The following is an 18,103-nucleotide window of genomic DNA, read 5'->3' as shown; positions in this document are numbered from 1 at the left end:
GAGCGTAGGCAGGGGTCCTGTCACCGGGCTTTCCCGATGCTTACGTACATCACGATACGCGCCAGCCTCAGCGCCAGCGCGAGAGCAATTCGAGCAGCAGCAGGTCGCCGCGCAACGGGCCACGCCAGGACTCCCGCGTGCGGTTGGCCAACATGAACCATTGGTCGAGCGCCTCGGCATCGAGCTGGCTGGCCAGCGGCCCCGTCGCGGCGGAGGCGCGCGCCTTCACTTCGTCGGCAACGGCCTGGGCCGCAAACCACAAGCGCTGCTCCGGCTCATTGTCCAGCCAGCGCTTGACCACCTCCAGCGCCTCGCCACGACCGGCTGCGAGCGCGCCCAGATCCTTGCGCACCTCCAGCCGCCGGGCCAGCACGCCCTCTTCCGCCCAGGCGCGCGCCAGTCCAGGATTGCCGCCCGCCGCATCGAGCGCGGATTCGGCATCCTTGACGCCCTGCTGGCGCAACCAGCCCAACGACACGTCGCGGGACGGCAAATGGAATTCGATGCGCTGGCAACGACTGCGGATGGTCTGCGGCAAGCGCCAGGGTGCGTCGGCGACCAGCAGCAGCAGCGTCTGCGGAGACGGCTCTTCCAGGGTCTTCAGCAACGCATTGGCTGCCGCGGTGTTCATGGCGTCGGCCGGATCGATGCAGACGATCTGCCAACCGCCGAACTGGCTGGCCATGGCCAGTCGCGCAGACAGTTCACGGATCTGGTCGACCACGATTTCGCTGCGCTGCACGCCATCCTTGCGCAGGCCGTAGCTGAGTACGGCGTAATCGGGATGCGTGCCCGCAACGAACAGCTGGCAGCTGCGGCACTGGCCGCATGGCTCGCCCTGCACGGCCTGCGTGCACAGCAGCCCCTGGGCGAAACGATGCATGAAATCGCGCTTGCCCAGGCCGGCCGGCCCACACAGCAGCAAGGCATGCGGCATCGCGTTGCGCTCACGCCGCGCCTGCAACCTGGCCCAGTGCTCGGCGTGCCATGGCGGCGCACTCATGCATTCACCCCGAACAAATGGGATGTGGCGTCGATCGCCGCGGCCAGCACCTGCGCCGGACTGAGGCTGGCATCGATCAGGCGGAAGCGTTCAGGCTCGGCCGCCGCGCGTGCGCGATAGGCGGCCCGCACGCGCTCGAAAAAGGCGTCAGCCTCCACCTCGATGCGATCGGCCTCGCCGCGCCCCGCGGCGCGAGCGCGCCCGGTGGCTACCGGCAGGTCCAGCAGCAAGGTCAGGTCGGGCCTCAGCCCGTCGGTAGCCCACTGCTCCAGCGTGGCGATGCGGTCGACCGCCACGCCACGGCCACCGCCCTGGTAGGCATAGCTCGCATCGGTGAAGCGATCGCACAACACCCACTTGCCAGCGGCCAGCGCCGGCTCGATGCATTCGCGCACCAACTGGGCACGAGAGGCGAACATCAGCAGCAACTCCGCCTCGGCACACATGCCACGCTGCGCGGGGTCGAGCACGATGGCACGCACCGCCTCGCCGAGTGGCGTACCGCCCGGCTCGCGCGTCTGCACCAGGGACACGCCCTGGTCGACCAGATACTGCTGCAGGCCGGCCAGCAGGGTGCTCTTGCCGGCGCCTTCGCCGCCCTCCAGCGTGATGAATTTGCCTCTAGAGAGCCTGGTCATGGTTCCAACGTGGTTCGGGTTGAGTTCGTGTGCCGCCTTGGCGTGGTGCGCGACGCGGAGCATGGCGGGGCCATGACCAGGGTCTCCATTCATTGGCAACGCTTCAGTTGGTAACAGGCCACATTGCGATTGTGCTCGTCCAGCGTACTGGAGAACACATGGGTGCCGTCGCCCTTGGCGACGAAGTACAGCTCGGTGCCGTCGGCCGGATGCAGCGCCGCCTCCAGCGCCGGCTTGCCGGGCATGGCGATCGGCGTGGGCGGCAGGCCGGGCCGCGTATAGGTGTTGTACGGGGTATCGGTGGTCAGGTCCACCTTGTGGATGCTGCCGGTATAGGCTTCGCCCATGCCGTAGATCACGGTGGGATCGGTCTGCAGCAGCATGTGGCTCTGCAAGCGGCGCACGAACACGCCGGCAATGCGCGGACGCTCGTCGGCACGGCCGGTTTCCTTCTCCACGATGGAGGCCAGGATCAGCGCGTCGTACGGCGTGGCCAGCGGAAGGTCCTTGGCGCGCCGTGCCCAAAGCGCGTCGAGCTGTTTGCCCATGGCGGCATGAGCGCGACGCAGGATGTCCAGGTCGCTGTCGCCCTTCACGTAGGCATAGGTCTCGGGCAGGAAGCGGCCTTCCGGCGCCTCGCCGGGGGCGCCGATGCGGGTCATCAGCGCGGCATCATCCAGCCCCGCCCCGTCCTGGCGCAGCTTGTCGGCCTTGGCCAGGGCCTGGCGCAGCTCCTTGAAGTTCCACCCGTCGACGATGGTGAAATTGCGCTGCAGCACCTTGCCCGCCGCCATGTTCAGCAACAGGTCGCGCGGGGTCATGCCGGCGGTGAGCGCGTATTCGCCCGCGTGCAGGCGGCCGGCCACGTGCAGCTGCTCGGCCAGCACGCGCCAGTACAGTGGTCCGGTGCTGGTCGCGCGCTGCCCGCGCAGCATGCCCACCACGTCGCGCAGGCTGCTGCCCTTGGCCACATCGACACTGGGCGCCTGCGCCGTGACGGCCAGCGGCGTACGCACGAAACGCTGGTAGTCCAGCCAGCCGTAGACGATGCTGCCGGCCACCACCAGCAACACCGCCACCGCGAGCACGCTCCAGAGCGCCCGCCCCTGCATCTTCAATCCACTCATGCCTGCTCCAACGGAAAACCCAGCCCGCGCCAGTGCTGCTGCAGGGCACGGGTAACTGGGCCGGGAACATACACGTTATCGCCCACGGCCTGAACAGGCAGGATGCCGCGAACCGCGGAAGTGAGGAACAGCTCGCTGGCCCGATCCAGCGCAGCCCGGTCCAACTGCACCACGGCGACACCTTCGCGGGCAGCCAGCACTTCGGCACGGGCCACGCCGGCCACGCCGCAGCGATCGAGCATGGGTGTCGACAACACCCCATCGACCACGGCGAACAGATTCGACATGGTGGCCGAGATCGGATGGCCGTCCAGGTCGCACAGCAACCCTTCGGCGACGGCCGGATCGCTCCACTCCGCCCGGGCCAGTACCTGCTCCAGGCGATTGAGGTGCTTAATGCCCGCCAGCAGCGGCTGTGTCGCCAGGCGCGTCTCGCACCAGCGAACGCGCACGCCTTGTGCATACGCATCACCGCGCATGGCCGGCGCGTCGAAAGCCGCCACCACACGCGTGGGCGTGGCCGACAGCGGCGGCGCGTAACCGCGCTCGCCCAGGCCGCGCGTCACGGTCAGGCGCACGACGGCGTGCTCCAGTCCCGCGCTGACCATCATGGCTTCACGCCACAGCAGGTCCGGATCCGGCGCCGGCAGGCGCAGTCGCACGGCACCCTCGAGCAGGCGCCGCAGATGCCTCGACCACAGCGGCGCCCTGCCCTGCACCAGGCGGATCGTCTCGAACAGGCCGTCGCCATAGGCCAGCCCGCGATCGAACGCCGACACCGTGCCGGTCGGCACGCCATCGACGAGCACGCGCCCCGACGCGGCCATTACCCCTGCACTCCCAATGCACGCAACAGCCCGCGCGCCTTGGCGCGCGTTTCGTCGAGTTCCTTGTCCGCCACCGAATCGGCCACGATGCCGGCGCCAGCCCGCAGGGTCACCTCACAACCCGACAGGGTGAAAGTACGGATCAGGATATTGAGATCCAGGTCACCGTTGCGATCGAGGTAACCCAGCGCGCCGGTATACGCGCCACGCGGCGCATGCTCCAGCGCCGAGATGATTTCCATGCAACGCACCTTGGGGCAACCGGTGATGGTGCCGCCCGGAAAGGTCGCCGCGATCACCTGGCCCGGCGTGACGTCATCACGCAGGCGCCCGCGCACATTGGAGACGATGTGATGGACGTGCGCGTAGCTCTCCACCACCATCAACTCGTTGACCTCGACCGTGCCGGGCACGCAGACGCGTCCCAGGTCGTTGCGCTCGAGGTCGATCAGCATCACGTGCTCGGCGCGCTCCTTCGGATGCGTGGCCAGTTCACGGATACGCTCCAGCTCGTCATCCCCCGGCATGCGCGGACGCGTGCCGGCGATCGGCCGCGTCTGCGCCAGGCCGCCGCGCACCTCCACCAGCCGCTCGGGCGAGGAACTCACCACGGCCCATGCCGGCTGCTGCAACAGGCCCGCGAACGGTGCCGGATTGGCCTGCCGCAACGCGGCGTAAAGCTGGGCGGCGCGCGGTGGCTCGGCGTAATGCGCGTGCCAGGCGCGGGACAGGTTGACCTGGAAAATGTCACCGGCATGCAGGTGTTCATGGATACGCGCGACGCCATCGAGAAACAGGGCGGGCGCATCCTCGCCGCAGCGCTCGGGCGCAGGCATCCGTGGCAGCTCGGCAACGGCCGACAGGTCCGCCTCCATGGCGTCCAGCAGCGACGCATGCCCCTCTTCCGCGATCAGCACGGTGCAGCCACGCAGGTGGTCGACCACGATGGCGGCAGGGCAACGCAACGCAAGCGCCGTGGGCAACGGTGCCGGCGGACGCAGCTTCAGGCGCGGCTCGATCTCGCCCACAAGCTCGTAGGCCAGCAGCAACAGCCAGCCGCCGTGGAATGGCAGGTCATCCGCACCACCGCCCGGAAGGCGCTCGGCCAGCCAGTCGTGGTCGAGCGCATCGAGAAAACGGCCCGGGCGTTCGTTGCCATGCCCGTCGACCAGGCGGCCATCCGCATGCAGCGCCAGGCTGTGCTGCGGAAAGCCGAAAAGAATGTCGTAGCGCGACTGTGGCGTGCCATGGGTCACGCTCTGCAGCAAACCGGGATAGCGGCCCGGAAATGCAGCGGCCGGCGCGAGCAGATCGCGCCGGCCGTGCAGGGTACGACGATGGACGTTGGACACGTCGATCAGTTCACGCCGCTCAAACGCGACGGAATGCGAGCGTGCCGTTGGTGCCGCCGAAACCGAACGAGTTGGAGATGGCCACGTCGAGCTTGGCTTCGCGCGCGGTGTGCGCCACGAAGTCGAGGTCGCAGCCTTCGCTCGGCTCGTCCAGGTTGATGGTCGGCGGCAGCACCTGGTCACGCAGCGCCAGGATGGTGAAGATCGCCTCCACGCCACCGGCGGCACCCAGCAGATGACCGGTCACCGACTTGGTCGAGCTCATCGCCAGCTTGTAGGCGTGGTCGCCGAACACGCGCTTGGCAGCCAGCACCTCACCCAGGTCGCCCAGCGGCGTCGACGTACCGTGCGCATTGATGTACTGCACGTCGACCGGGTTGAGGCCGGCGTCCTTGAGTGCGCTGTCCATGCAACGACCCGCACCTTCGCCGCCCTCACTGGGGGCGGTGATGTGGAAGGCGTCGCCGCTCATGCCAAAGCCAACCAGCTCGGCGTAGATCTTCGCGCCACGGGCCTTGGCGTGCTCGTACTCCTCCAGCACCAGCACGCCGGCGCCGTCAGACAGCACGAAACCGTCGCGGTCCTTGTCCCACGGACGGCTCGCCTTGGTCGGCTCGTCGTTGCGGGTGGACATGGCCTTGGCCGAGCAGAAGCCTGCCATCGCGGTACCGGTGGTGGCGAACTCGGCACCGCCGGCGATCATCACGTCGGCATCGCCATACTGGATCATGCGCGCGGCCAGGCCGATGTTGTGCGTACCGGTGGTGCACGCGGTCACGCAGGCGATGTTCGGGCCCTTCAGGCCGTACATGATCGACAGGTGGCCGGAGACCATGTTGATGATCGAGCTGGGCACGAAGAACGGCGACACGCGGCGCGGGCCCTTGTCGTGCAGTTCGATCGAGGTGTGCTCGATGGTATGCAGGCCGCCGATGCCGGCCGCCACCGCCACGCCGATGCGCGGCGCATTGGCTTCCGTCACTTCCAGGCCGGAATCGCGCAGGGCTTGCGTGCCCGCGGCGATGCCGTAGTGGATGAACGGATCCATCTTCTTGATCTCTTTCGGGGCAATCCATGCCGCCGGATCAAAATCGCGTACCTGGCCGGCAATGCGCGTGGCATAGGCGGTGGCGTCGAAATGGGTAACCTCACCGATGCCACTGACGCCCTTGAGGATGTTGTCCCAGGCAGTAGCGATATCGTTGCCGACCGGCGAGATGATGCCGAGTCCGGTTACAACCACACGTCGTTTGCTCATGCTGATCTTCCCTCGTGTTTCCGTGGCACTGCCATCGACGGCAGGAATTCGCGCTATCGCGGCCACGTCATCCGGGCCGCGCGGCGCGCGTGCGCGCACCATACGGGATCGGACGTTGCAAAATGCAGAAACGAAAACTGCGCCAGTATGGCGCAGCTTCCGATATCACCTGTGGACGGACGCATCACGCGAAACGCCCGTCACGACGGAGTGATCACTCCTTGGTGTGGGCCTTGATGTAGTCAACAGCCTGCTGCACCGTGGTGATCTTCTCGGCTTCCTCGTCCGGGATCTCGGTCTCGAACTCTTCCTCAAGGGCCATCACCAGCTCGACGGTGTCCAGCGAATCAGCGCCCAGATCGTCCACGAACGAAGCGTTCGCCGTGACTTCTTCCTCCTTCACGCCCAGCTGCTCGATGACGATTTTCTTGACGCGCTCTTCGATGGTGCTCATGTTGCCAATACCTCCCAAGGAGTAGTTACCTGTCACGCCGGCCACAAGGCCGACATTTGGCCGGCGGATTGTAGTGGCTAAGCCGCATGGCCGCCACGATCCTCCGACGATGTAAAACGCAGGCCACGGGACCGGCGCGAAAGAAGCAATTGTCGCCTAAAACGAAGCTGTGTGCGACAACTCCTTGTTAAACCGGCCCGTGCCGGCGCGCCAGGCAGTGCTCCAGCGAGGCTGGAAGACTGCCCGGACGTTTGAAACAGCTGGGAGCAGCGGGGTTTGCCGCCGCTTCCTCACGCCTTACGGCATGTACATGCCGCCGTTGACGTGCAGGGTCTCACCCGTGATGTAAGCCGCTGCCGGGGAGGCCAGGAAGGCCACCGCCTGCGCGATGTCGCGAGCTTCGCCCAGTCGCCCCAGTGCGATCTGGCCCAGCAGCGCCTGCTTGGATTCCTCCGGCAGCGCGCGCGTCATGTCGGTGTCGATGAAGCCCGGGGCCACCACGTTGACCGTGATGCCGCGCGAACCGATCTCACGGGCCAGCGACTTGGAGAACGCAATGATGCCGGCCTTGGCGGCGGCGTAGTTGGCCTGGCCCGGATTGCCGGTGAGGCCGATCACCGATGCGATGGAAATGATGCGGCCCTTGCGCGCCTTCATCATGCCGCGCATGACCGCCTTGGAGGCCCGATACACCGAAGTGAGGTTGGTATCGAGGATGGCCTGCCAGTCTTCGTCGCGCATGCGCATCAGCAGCTGGTCGCGAGTGATACCGGCATTGTTGACCAGGATCGACACTGCACCGAATTCCTTGGCGATACCGTCGACCAGCGCCTCGATGGCACCCTCCCCGGTCACGTTGAGCACGCGCCCGTGCCCGCCGTGCGGAGCCAGTCGCTCGCCGATCGCGGCCGCACCGCTTTCGCTGGTGGCGGTACCGATCACGGTGGCGCCCAGTGCAGCCAGCTCGTCGGCAATCGCCGCGCCGATGCCACGACTGGCGCCAGTGACCAGGACGATCTCGCCTTGCAGTGTCTTGCTCATCTGTCAGTTCCCTTTGGATGGCTGGACGTCAATGCGTCCAGCCGCATGAATGGGGTGTGCGATCGGCCGGCTCAAGCCCACTCGGCGCGGGCGGCATCGAGCTCGGCCGGCGTGCCGATGGCGCGCGCCTCGACGCTCTTGTCGATGCGCTTGATCAGGCCGGCAAGCACCTTGCCCGGACCGGCCTCGGCCACGCGCGTGGCGCCACCGGCAACCAGCGCCTGCACGCACTCGGTCCAGCGCACCGGCAGGTACAGCTGGCGCTGCAACGCGGCGCGGATGTCGTCCAGCGAGTCGTAGCTGCGGGCCTCGGCGTTCTGCACCACGGGAATGGCCGGCTGCTGCCATGCGATCGAGGCCATGCGCTCACCCAGGCGATCGGCGGCGTCGCGCATCAAGGCGCAGTGCGACGGCACCGACACGGCAAGCTTGATGGCCTTCTTCACGCCCTGCTCGGCCAGCTTGGCCAGCGCGCGATCCACCGCCTCGGCATTGCCGGCGATCACCAGCTGGCCCGGCGAATTGAAGTTGGCGGGCGAGACCACCTGGCCCTGCGCGACCTCTTCGCACACGGCCGCGATCTGCGCGTCGTCGCCGCCCAGGATGGCGGCCATCGCGCCGACGCCCGGCGGCACCGCCGCCTGCATCAGGCGGCCGCGCTCGGCCACCAGCGCTGCCGCATCGTGCAGCGAAATCGCACCAGCGCAGACCAGGGCACTGTACTCACCCAGGCTGTGGCCGGAGAGCTGCGCCGGCCGTGCGCCACCGAGCTTCTGCCACACGCGCCACACCGCCACGCTCGCCGCAAGCAGCGCGGGCTGCGTGTTCTCGGTGCGATTGAGCTCATCCTCCGGACCCTGCTGGCCCAGCGACCACAGATCGACGCCCGCGCCCTGGGACGCTTCGTCGAAGGTAGCCCTCACTTCGGGATGGACAGCGGCCAGCTCGGCCAGCATGCCCACCGATTGCGAACCCGGGCCCGGGAAAACGAAAGCGAGGTTGGCGGCAGTCTGGGTCATGGAACGGGGTGCGTCCGAATCGAAAAACGGAATGGTGCCAGCATTGCGCGCCATACGCAGCTGTATTTGGCAACAAGGGCCGCGAAGCGTGGCGCACGGTGGGGTTGGCCAGGGGTAGCGGGGGCGCCAAAACCAGATACCTGGAGCCCGCTTCCAGCCCGCGACATGCGAACAAAGCCGCGCCCTCGCCCTAGAAACAACAAGGCCGCCCAAAGGCGGCCTTGTTGCAGAAAACGACACCGACGCTCAATAGCGCAGCAGCGCCGACGCCCAGGTGAAACCGCCGCCGAACGCTTCCAGCAGCAGATTCTGGCCACGCTTCACCTTGCCCGAGCGCACCGCGTAATCCAGTGCCAGCGGCACGGAGCCGGCCGAGGTATTGGCGTGCTCCTGCACGGTGACGATCACCTGCTCCATCGGCATGCCCAGGCGCTTGGCCGTCGCCTCGATGATGCGCAGGTTGGCCTGGTGCGGGATCAGCCAGTCGATCTGCGAGGCTTCCATGCCGGCGGCCTGCAGGGTTTCGTCGACCAGCGAGTCGAGCGTCTTCACGGCGACCTTGAACACCTCGCGGCCGGCCATGTTGATGCGCACGCCGTGATTGGGCTCGTCCGTGAAGCCGGCCGAGACGCCCACGGGGTTGAACAACAGGTGCTTGAAGCCGCCATCGGCGTGCAGCAGCGTGGCGTAGATGCCGGGTTCCTCCGAGGCCTCCAGCACCACGGCGCCCGCACCGTCGCCGAACAGCACGCAGGTCTCGCGCTCGTTCCAGTCGATCATGCGGGTCAGCGTTTCGGCACCGATCACCAGCACTTTCTTGGACTGGCCGCTGCGAATGAACTTGTCAGCGACACCCAGCGCATAGACGAAGCCCGAGCAGGCTGCGTTGACGTCGAACGCGGCGCAGCCATTGGCGCCCAGGCGGTGCTGCACGAGGCAAGCGGTGGACGGGAAGATGATGTCCGGCGTGGTCGTGCCCAGCACGATCAGGTCGATTTCGGAGGCCTTGACGCCGGCCGCCTCGAGGGCGCGCTGCGCAGCCTCGGTGGCGAGGTCACCCGTGGTCTGGCCCTCGGCGGCAATGTGGCGCCGCTGGATGCCGGTACGGGTACGAATCCATTCGTCACTGGTTTCGACGATCTTCTCGAGATCGGCGTTGGTCACCACTCGCTCGGGCAGCGCGCTGCCGGTGCCGGTGATGCGGGCATAGATCTGGGCCATTAACTTTCCATGCAGCGGGTTGCGACGGATGGGCAGCGCGTGACGCCGCGCCCCCTGACCAACCTGCCAACGTTACGTGGGTGATCGCATAAACGCAAAGCGGCGCGAAATCGCGCCGCCATGCGGAATCGCATCCCTTGCGGGATCGATCAATCCTCTTCGACCACCGCCGTGTTGGTGTCGATGACCTTCTTGCCGCGGTAGTAGCCATCCTTGGTGACGTGGTGGCGCAGGTGCACTTCGCCACTGGTCGGATCGGTGGCCAGCTGCACGGACTTCAGCGCATCGTGCGAACGACGCATGCCGCGGGTGGACGGGGTCTTGCGGCTCTTGGCAACGGCCATGGCGAGGCTCCAGCTAAATCAACGTTTCTTGAGTTCGCGCAAAACCGCGAACGGGTTATCGGAACGCCCTTCGCCCGAGGAGGATTCCTCTGGCCCGGGGCCTACTACTTCTTCGGGCAACGCGCTGTCCGGATTGACCGGGACCAGCGGCAGCGCCAACAACAATTCGTCTTCGATCACATCCGAGAGGTTCAGCTTGCCGTCGTCGGCGATGAGCAGAGGCTCAACACCCGGCGGCAGCGCTGCTTCTTCCCGTTCGAGCCGGATCAGCCCAAGCCTGCTGTCTACCGTCACCGGCAGCACGAACGGCTCAAGCGTGCGCTGGCAGGTCAGCGTAAGCGGTGCCTGGACGCGAACGTCGAGGTACGCCGTGCCGAACTCGTCGCGGCCAAAATCCAGCTCGTATTGCGCTGTTCCTTCCGTACCGGCCAGGGCCTCGCCCAGTCGCGACAAGGCGGCTACGGGCAGTACCCCTTGGAACGAACGCCGCGCCGAGACCATGCGCCAAGCGTCCACGGACTCTGGCAGTGTCACGGACATAGACGCGAAATCTTAGGATTACAACACGTTGAAGTCAACGGGTTGTGCGGACCTCAACGGGCGTCGGACGCCATTTTGCCTGAATGCTTCCAGTACGGCAGACTTCAGGCCCTGCCTTCCTCTCGACCGGCCGCCTCCGTGAACTCTTACCTGCCGCTCGGCCTGGCCGTCCTGCTTGTGCTCGCCCTGGCCCTGGTCTGCCTGGGCGTACTGTACCGGCGCCGCGCCGAACGGCGCTCCGGCAGCGTCCGCCAGCTGCTTGAACTGGCTGACCGGCTGGAGGCCGATCTCAAGACCTGCCGGACCGGCCTGCAGCAGGCCCATGCCGTCATGTCGGTGAACCCCGACCTGCCCGCCAGCAGTGAGCAGGAGGCCCGCCACGCCATCGACGCCGGCCTGCGCTCGCTATTGCAGCAGCGCATCTGGATCCGCGACCAGGCGCCTCGCGCCACCCAGCAACAGCTGGACGAGGCCGTGGCCGCCATGAATGGCACCCGCGAACGGCTGCGCCCACTGCTGGCCGCCCTGGACCGGGCCCAGCACGACCTGGACAGCGCCATGCGAGAGCACCTGCGACGGGAGCACGACGCGTGAGCCTGCCTACCGTCGTGCTTGGCTCCACCTCGCGCTATCGGGCCGAACTGCTGCGCCGGCTGGTCGACGACTTCCAGCAGCGATCCCCCGGCACGGATGAAAGCCCGCTGCCGGACGAACAGCCCAGCGATCGGGCCCGGCGCCTGGCCGTGGCCAAGGCACGGGCGGCCGCCGACGGGCTGGAAGACGCCCTGGTGATCGGCTCGGACCAGGTCGCCGAGCTGGAAGGCCTGGTGCTGGACAAGCCCGGCACCATGGAGCGGGCGCGCGAGCAACTGTCGGCAAGCTCGGGCCGCGAAGTGCACTTTCATACCGCCCTCTGCCTTTACGACACCCGCTCAGGCCAGGCGCAGGTCCATGTGGACCACACCCGGGTGCATTTCCGCAGCCTCGCGACCGATGAGATCGAGCGCTACATCGCCCGGGAGCAGCCGCTGGACTGCGCCGGCAGCTTCAAGTGCGAGGGGCTGGGCATCAGCCTGTTCGAGCGCATCGACAACGAGGACCCAAGTGCATTGATCGGGCTACCGCTCATCGCGCTTGCGCGGATGCTGAGGGAAGCCGGGCTCGCCCTGCCCTGAGACCGGATCTTCAGCCGCCCGATTCCGCCCGGTAGGCCTCCTGCCACGGCAGACACTGCTCATCGGCCATGACCGCCCCCACCGGACTGGAAGGCACCCGCCCTTCGTAGAAGGCCATGCGACGGCGCCCGCCGAACAGGTCCAGGCGCTGGGCCAGCCGCGACCCGTCGATGCGACCGCACAGGGTGCGCAGCCAGGGAGCACGCTCACGCACTCCCAGCGCGCGCTCATCAACCGCCAGCAGCATGGGCTCACCGCCATGCATGCGGCGCAACGAGGCTTCGTCGCGCTGCCAGATCGCCAACTGGGGCGCCCGCCCATGCTTCACATTCAGCGGGCTGTCCAGCGTATACACCGGCACGCTGCCGCCCAACTCGAAATCCAGCTCGGCGGCCAGCATGAAATTGTCCGCCACCAGCACGCCCGGACGCGCCTGCAGAAGCTGCCTCGCCACGTCGGCACTTTCGCGCCAGCCAACGAAACGCGCCGGAAACGCTTTCACGCCGGCCAGCACCTGCGCACCGTTCTCGTGCGCCGCCAGCCCCAGGTATCCCAGCGCGGCCAGTTGCCCCACCGCAGCCAGGGCAAACGCTGCCCGCAGCCAGCCGCGCCGCCACACCGGACGCTCACGCAACAACACCGGCAAGGCCGCCAGCAGCGGTAGATAGCCCGGTAACGGCCAGTGCGCCCGGAACCGCAGGTCATCGGCGAACAAGCCCAGCACGAAATAGAACACGATGAAGCTGGCCGAGACCGCGGCGATGACGTCCCACGGCGCCCGCTCGTCGTCGCGCCGTAGCCAGCTGCGCCAGGCTGCCCACAACAGCAGTGCATAGAGCAACGGCGTGCAGGCCAGGGCCTGCTCCAGAGGCTGGGCCAACGCATCGAGCTGGAAGCTCCAGGGGTTGCGCTCCACCAGCTGGAAGGCGACACCCGCGCCGCGTTGTTGCCAATTGGAGATCACCAGCGGCACCAGACCCAGCGCCGCCACGGCCAGCGCAAGCCACAAGCCCGGCCGCTGCCATTGGCGGCGGCCGCGTGCGGTGAACGTGCAAAGCAGCAGCCCCGCCAGCATGGGCATGGCCGCGCGGTAATGCGTGAGCCAGGCGATGCCGAGCCCGATGCCCACCCACAGCCAGTCGCGCAGGCGGTCGCGGCGCATGGCCCGCGCCAGGGCGAGCACGGCCAGCATGATGGCGGCCGTGAGCGGCGCATCGGGCACCGCCATCACGCCCAGGCTGCCCGCCAGCGGCATCGCCAGGCACAGCAGGCCCGCCTGCCAGCCGGTTCGCTCATCGAAGGCCTCACGGGCAAAACCGCGAACCAGCCAGGGCAAAGCGGCACCGGCCAGCAGGAACGGCCAGCGCATGCCGAGCAGGCCGTGCCCGGCCACCGTCTCGCCCAGGCGGATCAACAACGCGGTGAGTGGTGGCAGGTCGCTGTAGCCCCAGGCGAGGTGGCGACTTTCCTGCCAGTAGAACGCCTCGTCACCGAATGGCGACAGGTGGGCAGCAAGCATCAGCTTGACCAGGAACACGACGACGAATGCCGTGACGAATGCACCTCGCCAGCGCGCGAGGCCCACGGCTACACTGGCTTCGTCACGCACGCGCCTTGCCCTGCATCGTCCTTCCCCGCTGCCAGAAACCCATGTCCGCCATTACTCCATTGCACCAAGAAACACTGGGCACGCGCCTGGAAGCCGCCATGGACCAGGTCAATCGCGTGCTGCTGGGCAAGCCTCGCCAGGTGAAGCTCGCCTTCACCTGTCTGATCGCCGGTGGGCACCTGCTCCTGGAAGACGTGCCGGGCGTGGGCAAGACCACGCTGGCCCATGCGCTGGCCGCCAGTTTCGCGCTCGACTTCCAGCGCGTGCAGTTCACCAGCGACCTGTTGCCGTCGGACATTATCGGGGTCAGCGTCTATGAGCGCGAGACCGGCCAGTTCCGCTTCCACCCCGGGCCGATCTTCACCGGCCTGCTGCTGGCCGACGAGATCAACCGCGCCACGCCCAAAACGCAAAGCGCACTGCTGGAAGCGATGGCGGAGAGCCAGGTCACCGTGGATGGCCAGACCCACGTGCTGTCGCAACCTTTCTTCGTGGTGGCCACGCAGAATCCGCTGGACCTCGCCGGCACCTTCCCCTTGCCCGACTCCCAGCTGGATCGCTTCATGCTGCGGGTCTCGCTCGACTATCCCGACGCCGCCGCCGAACGCGCCCTGCTGACCGGCAGCGACCGCCGCGACCTGCTCGCCCAACTGACGCCGCAACTGGATGCACAAAGCCTGGGCCAGCTGTCCAGCCAGGCGCAGGCCGTCACCGCCAGCTCCGCCCTGCTCGATTACCTGCAGGCGCTGCTCGCCGCCAGCCGCCGCCATGCCGACGTGCGTGTCGGCCTGTCGCCTCGCGCCGGCCTGGCGCTGCTGGGTGCGGCGCGCAGCTGGGCCTTGCTCAGCGGACGGCAGTACGTGCTGCCAGAAGACATCCAGGCGGTCTTCGTGCCGTTGGCCGCGCACCGACTGGTACCCACCCGGGGCGCCAGCGGCGACAGCCTCGCCCGTCAGCTGCTCGCCGACGTCGCGGTGGATTGATGCTGGCGACCTATCGTCGCCTGCAGGCCTGGGCCGAGCGACGCCTGCCTGCACTAACCCGTTACAAGCGCCCGGAAAGCCTGCCCATCACGCTGCACCGGCGGCGCATCTACATCGTGCCCACCGGTTTCGGCGCCGGCTTTACGGTGCTATTGCTGGTGATGCTGGTCGGCTCGCTGAACTACAACAACAATGCGGCCTTGCTGCTGACTTGCCTGCTGGGCGCAGCCAGCGCCGCCAGCATGCTGGTCGCCTTCCGCAGCCTCAATGGACTGCGGCTCGGCGCCATCCGGCAGGGCCAGGCACTGGCCGGCGAGCCGCTCGATCTGCACCTCGTGTTCGAGGGTGGCGACCACGTGCATCCGTCGGTTCATGCCGAACTGGACAAACAGGCGATGGCCTTTACCGCCAGCTCCGGCGAGACCCGGATCATCCTGCAGCTGGCGACCACCCAGCGCGGCTGGCAGGCCTTGCCGCGCTTCAAGCTGTGGAGCAACTGGCCGCTGGGCCTGTTCCACGCCTGGAGCTGGATCCATCCCGACCACGCGGTGCTGGTATGGCCCCGCCCGGAGCTCGCCGGGCCACCTCCGCTGCTGCCCGACGACAGCGAGCAACGGCGACGACTGCATCAGGGTGAAGACATCGCGGCGCTGCGGGACTACCGCGCCGGCGATCCAACGCGTCACATCGCCTGGAAGCACAGCGCCCGCCATGAACACCTGCTGGTGAAGGATTTCGAGCAACCCGAATCGCAGGAGGAGTGGCGACTGGACTGGCGCCAGTTGCAGGCCCTGCCGAATGAAACGCGGATTGCCCGGCTTGCCCGCTGGCTGGGCGAGGCCGAAGCCGTCGGACGCCCGACCAGCCTGTGGCTGCCGGACGAAGAAATCGGCATGGGCCACGGCCCCAGCCATTACGCCCACTGCATGAACGCGCTGGCCAGGCTGCCATGATCGGCAAGCTGTTCCACCGGACTCGCAAACCTCATCCCCCGCTGGGCGAGCGCCCGTTCGACCTGCTGTGCCTGACCGTGGCCGTCGTGCTCGGCGTGCACGCCCCGCACATACCGGTGCTGCTCAGCACGGCGCTTGCCGCCACGCTGGGGTTACGCTGGTGGCAACGCAGACGCTACGGCGGACGCGCTCCCGCCTACCTGAAACTGCCGCTGGTTGCCCTGCTCGCGGCGGTGGTGATCTTCCAGTACGGCAACCTGTTCGGGCGCGAGCCGGGTGCGGCCCTCGCGGTGGGCCTGCTGGTGCTCAAGCTGCTGGAAACGGAGTCGCCGCGCGACGCCCGGGTGGGTGCCGCCTTCGCCTGCTTCACGCTGATGGCCGCGCTGCTGTTCGACCAGGGCATGGTCGCCACCTTCGTCGTCGCGCTTGGCTTGGTGCCCGCGCTGGGGACGTTGCGCGCGCTGGAGCCCTCGAACACGCCCACCCGCCTGGACCGCGAGCTGTTGCCGCCCCTGCGCCTGCTCGCCGTATCCCTGCCGCTGGCCTTGCTGGCCTTCGTGCTGGTGCCCCGCCTCAACTCCCCGTTGTGGGGCGCCCCCAACCCGGCGCAGTCGAGCACCGGCCTCAGCGACGAGATGTCGCCCGGTGAATTCTCCGAACTGCTCAATGACGACCGGGCCGCAATGCGGGTGAGTTTCGACGGCTCGCCCCCGGCGAATGCCGAGCGCTACTTCCGCGCCTATGTGCTGCCCAACTACGACGGTGTCCGCTGGAAGCGCGCGGACATGCAGGCGCCTCCGGCGCCGGTACTGGCGGGCCGCTCCATCACCTACACCGTCACGCTGGAGGCCAACAACCAGCGCGTGCTGCCGGCGCTGGACGTGCCGCTGCAGGCGCCTTCACAGGCACAGCTCGGTGCCGCCCGCGAAGTACTCGCCGACAGGCCCGTCACCGATGTGCGCACCTACACGGTGCGCTCGGCGCTGGACTACCGCCTGCAACCCGATCTCGATCCGCTGGAGCGCCGACTCGACCTGCAGCTGCCACCCGGTTACAACCCGCGCACCCGCGAACTGGGCCTGCGCTGGCGAACCCAGCACGGACACGACGACGCCTCCATCGTGCGTTCGGCCCTGCAGCTGTTCCACGACGGCGGTTTCCGCTACACGCTGGGACCGGCTCCGCTTGGCCGCAACGCCATGGACGACTTCCTGTTCTCCACCCATGAGGGGTTCTGCGAACACTACGCATCGGCGTTCACCGTGCTGATGCGCGCCGCGGGCATCCCTGCACGCGTGGTCACCGGCTACCAGGGCGGCTACTGGAGCACCCTCGGCAACTACTTGTTGCTGCGTCAATCAGACGCACACGCATGGAGCGAAGTATGGCTCGCCGGCAGCGGCTGGGTACGCGTGGATCCCACCGCCTCTGTGCGCGCGGACCATGTCGACCAGGGCAGCGCCGGCAGCGCAGCGGCGAGCTCCGACTGGTCGCCCAACCAATGGTGGCTCGGCCTGCGCAACCACTGGGATATCGTCAACCGGTGGTGGAACCAAGGCGTTATCGGCTTCGACACGCTTCGACAGCATGGCCTGTTGACGCCGTTTGGTCTGCACGATGCCGACGCGGGCACGCTGGGCATGCTGCTTGCCATCGGAGGGTCGCTGTTCGCGGTACTGGGTTTGGCCTGGGCACTCTGGCAACGCCCGACGACCGATCCCGCGCGCGCCGCGATGCTGCTGCTGGAGCGGCGGCTGGCCACGGTGGGCGTGGCACGTCGGCACAACGAAGGACCACAGCACTACTTCAGCCGGGCGGCACGGGCACTCCCCGCCCAACGCGCGGACCTGGAGCGATTGAAGAGGACGTATCTGGAATTGCGCTACGCCCATGAACAGCCACCGGCGGAACTTCTGAAAAACTTTCGACGAGCCGCACGGGACTTTCGACCGCGTCGCGTGGTCAAATGATATTGAACCGTGGATGCGTCGCATCCACTACACGATGGAGAAAGCGTCATGTCCATGTACAAGCCGTTGATTCTCGCGACCGCTGTTGCCACCTTGGCGGCCTGCGCAACGGTGCCGCAGCCGCTGCAAGGCACATATACCGACATCACCTCGGTGGCCGCCCAGCAGGGCAACACCGGTGCCGTGCAGGTGCGCTGGGGCGGTCAGATCATCAAGACCGAGCCGGGTCCCCAGGAAACCTGTTTCTACGTCCTGCAGCGTCCGCTCGATAGCGAAGCCCGCCCGAGTGCACCCAGCAGCAACGGCGAGACCCAGGGCCGCTTCGTGGCCTGCCGCGCCGGCTTCTATGATCCTGAGGTATTCACCCGCGGTCGCGACATCACTGTCACCGGCGTGCTGCAGGGCACCAAGCCCGAGAAGGTGGGCGACTACACCTACGCCTATCCGCGCGTCGAAGCGAGCGTCGTCTACCTGTGGCCCAAGCGCGTTGTGAACCCCTATCCGCCGGGCTGGTATGACCCGTTCTGGGGCCCCTACTGGGGTCCGGGCCTGGCTCTTAAACACATCTGCGAGCCCACGAGACACGCAG

General features: G+C 67.5%; 19 protein-coding genes. 6 read left to right on the top strand and 13 right to left on the bottom strand.

Annotated elements, in window-relative coordinates:
* Positions 1-67: 67 nt before the first annotated feature.
* The 12 genes from holB to DVU99_RS15785 form a co-directional block, all read right to left on the bottom strand.
* Positions 68-1,003 carry a DNA polymerase III subunit delta' gene (gene holB, locus DVU99_RS15840; RefSeq protein ID WP_114241200.1) on the bottom strand — a complete coding sequence of 312 codons (936 nt, stop codon included), beginning with the start codon at positions 1,001-1,003 and terminating at the stop codon, positions 68-70.
* Positions 1,000-1,641, bottom strand: a complete 642-nt coding sequence (tmk, locus tag DVU99_RS15835; RefSeq protein ID WP_114241274.1) for a dTMP kinase — start codon at positions 1,639-1,641, stop codon at positions 1,000-1,002. Before tmk ends, holB begins: the two co-directional genes overlap by 4 nt.
* Before the next feature lie 89 nt (positions 1,642-1,730).
* Complete coding sequence (mltG, locus tag DVU99_RS15830; RefSeq protein ID WP_114241199.1) at positions 1,731-2,768, bottom strand: endolytic transglycosylase MltG; 1,038 nt, start codon at positions 2,766-2,768, stop codon at positions 1,731-1,733.
* Complete coding sequence (gene pabC, locus DVU99_RS15825) at positions 2,765-3,595, bottom strand: aminodeoxychorismate lyase (RefSeq protein WP_114241198.1); 831 nt, start codon at positions 3,593-3,595, stop codon at positions 2,765-2,767. Before pabC ends, mltG begins: the two co-directional genes overlap by 4 nt.
* The gene (locus DVU99_RS15820) at positions 3,595-4,923 is read right to left on the bottom strand and encodes an aminodeoxychorismate synthase component I (protein WP_232823633.1); all 1,329 of its coding nucleotides are present in this window, start codon (positions 4,921-4,923) and stop codon (positions 3,595-3,597) included. The genes pabC and DVU99_RS15820 overlap by 1 nt, the downstream gene beginning before the upstream one ends.
* 43 nt (positions 4,924-4,966) lie before the next feature.
* The gene (gene fabF / locus DVU99_RS15815; RefSeq protein ID WP_114241196.1) at positions 4,967-6,205 is read right to left on the bottom strand and encodes a beta-ketoacyl-ACP synthase II; all 1,239 of its coding nucleotides are present in this window, start codon (positions 6,203-6,205) and stop codon (positions 4,967-4,969) included.
* 214 nt (positions 6,206-6,419) lie between these two features.
* Entirely contained in the window at positions 6,420-6,659 is a 240-nt protein-coding gene (gene acpP, locus DVU99_RS15810; protein WP_019466215.1) for an acyl carrier protein, read from the bottom strand.
* Positions 6,660-6,956: 297 nt separating this feature from the next.
* Positions 6,957-7,700: a 3-oxoacyl-ACP reductase FabG gene (fabG, locus tag DVU99_RS15805; protein WP_114241195.1), complete on the bottom strand. Its 744-nt coding sequence runs from the start codon at positions 7,698-7,700 to the stop codon at positions 6,957-6,959.
* Positions 7,701-7,771: 71 nt separating this feature from the next.
* A complete protein-coding gene (fabD, locus tag DVU99_RS15800; protein WP_114241273.1) occupies positions 7,772-8,719 on the bottom strand; it encodes an ACP S-malonyltransferase in 948 nt (315 codons plus the stop codon).
* Between the two features lie 246 nt (positions 8,720-8,965).
* On the bottom strand, positions 8,966-9,940 hold the full coding sequence (locus DVU99_RS15795) for a beta-ketoacyl-ACP synthase III (protein WP_114241194.1): 975 nt from the start codon (positions 9,938-9,940) through the stop codon (positions 8,966-8,968).
* A gap of 149 nt (positions 9,941-10,089) precedes the next feature.
* Positions 10,090-10,284 (bottom strand): 50S ribosomal protein L32, encoded by a 195-nt coding sequence (gene rpmF / locus DVU99_RS15790; protein ID WP_038616846.1) that lies wholly within the window; start codon positions 10,282-10,284, stop codon positions 10,090-10,092.
* Positions 10,285-10,302: 18 nt separating this feature from the next.
* A complete protein-coding gene (locus tag DVU99_RS15785) occupies positions 10,303-10,785 on the bottom strand; it encodes a YceD family protein (RefSeq protein WP_114241193.1) in 483 nt (160 codons plus the stop codon).
* A 177-nt stretch (positions 10,786-10,962) separates the two neighbouring features.
* Between DVU99_RS15785 and DVU99_RS15780 the strand changes: the two genes are divergently transcribed.
* Positions 10,963-11,418 carry a hypothetical protein gene (locus tag DVU99_RS15780; protein WP_114241192.1) on the top strand — a complete coding sequence of 152 codons (456 nt, stop codon included), beginning with the start codon at positions 10,963-10,965 and terminating at the stop codon, positions 11,416-11,418.
* Entirely contained in the window at positions 11,415-11,999 is a 585-nt protein-coding gene (locus DVU99_RS15775; RefSeq protein ID WP_114241191.1) for a nucleoside triphosphate pyrophosphatase, read from the top strand. Before DVU99_RS15780 ends, DVU99_RS15775 begins: the two co-directional genes overlap by 4 nt.
* Before the next feature lie 10 nt (positions 12,000-12,009).
* Here DVU99_RS15775 and DVU99_RS15770 read toward each other — a convergent pair whose 3' ends face one another.
* Complete coding sequence (locus DVU99_RS15770; RefSeq protein ID WP_114241190.1) at positions 12,010-13,608, bottom strand: glycosyltransferase family 39 protein; 1,599 nt, start codon at positions 13,606-13,608, stop codon at positions 12,010-12,012.
* Positions 13,609-13,649: 41 nt separating this feature from the next.
* Between DVU99_RS15770 and DVU99_RS15765 the strand changes: the two genes are divergently transcribed.
* The 4 genes from DVU99_RS15765 to DVU99_RS15750 all read left to right on the top strand — a co-directional run.
* On the top strand, positions 13,650-14,591 hold the full coding sequence (locus tag DVU99_RS15765) for a MoxR family ATPase (RefSeq protein WP_114241189.1): 942 nt from the start codon (positions 13,650-13,652) through the stop codon (positions 14,589-14,591).
* Positions 14,591-15,544 (top strand): DUF58 domain-containing protein, encoded by a 954-nt coding sequence (locus DVU99_RS15760; protein ID WP_114241188.1) that lies wholly within the window; start codon positions 14,591-14,593, stop codon positions 15,542-15,544. The genes DVU99_RS15765 and DVU99_RS15760 overlap by 1 nt, the downstream gene beginning before the upstream one ends.
* The gene (locus DVU99_RS15755; protein ID WP_114241187.1) at positions 15,541-17,514 is read left to right on the top strand and encodes a DUF3488 and transglutaminase-like domain-containing protein; all 1,974 of its coding nucleotides are present in this window, start codon (positions 15,541-15,543) and stop codon (positions 17,512-17,514) included. Before DVU99_RS15760 ends, DVU99_RS15755 begins: the two co-directional genes overlap by 4 nt.
* Before the next feature lie 48 nt (positions 17,515-17,562).
* Positions 17,563-18,103, top strand: a 541-nt coding sequence (locus tag DVU99_RS15750) for a Slp family lipoprotein (protein WP_114241186.1), incomplete at its 3' end; no start/stop codon positions are given.

Origin of the sequence: Dyella sp. C9 (genome assembly GCF_003332825.1) — a bacterium.
Taxonomy (GTDB): domain Bacteria; phylum Pseudomonadota; class Gammaproteobacteria; order Xanthomonadales; family Rhodanobacteraceae; genus Dyella.
Note: the sequence above shows the minus strand (reverse complement) of the source record. Positions and strands in the feature narration are given on the sequence as shown.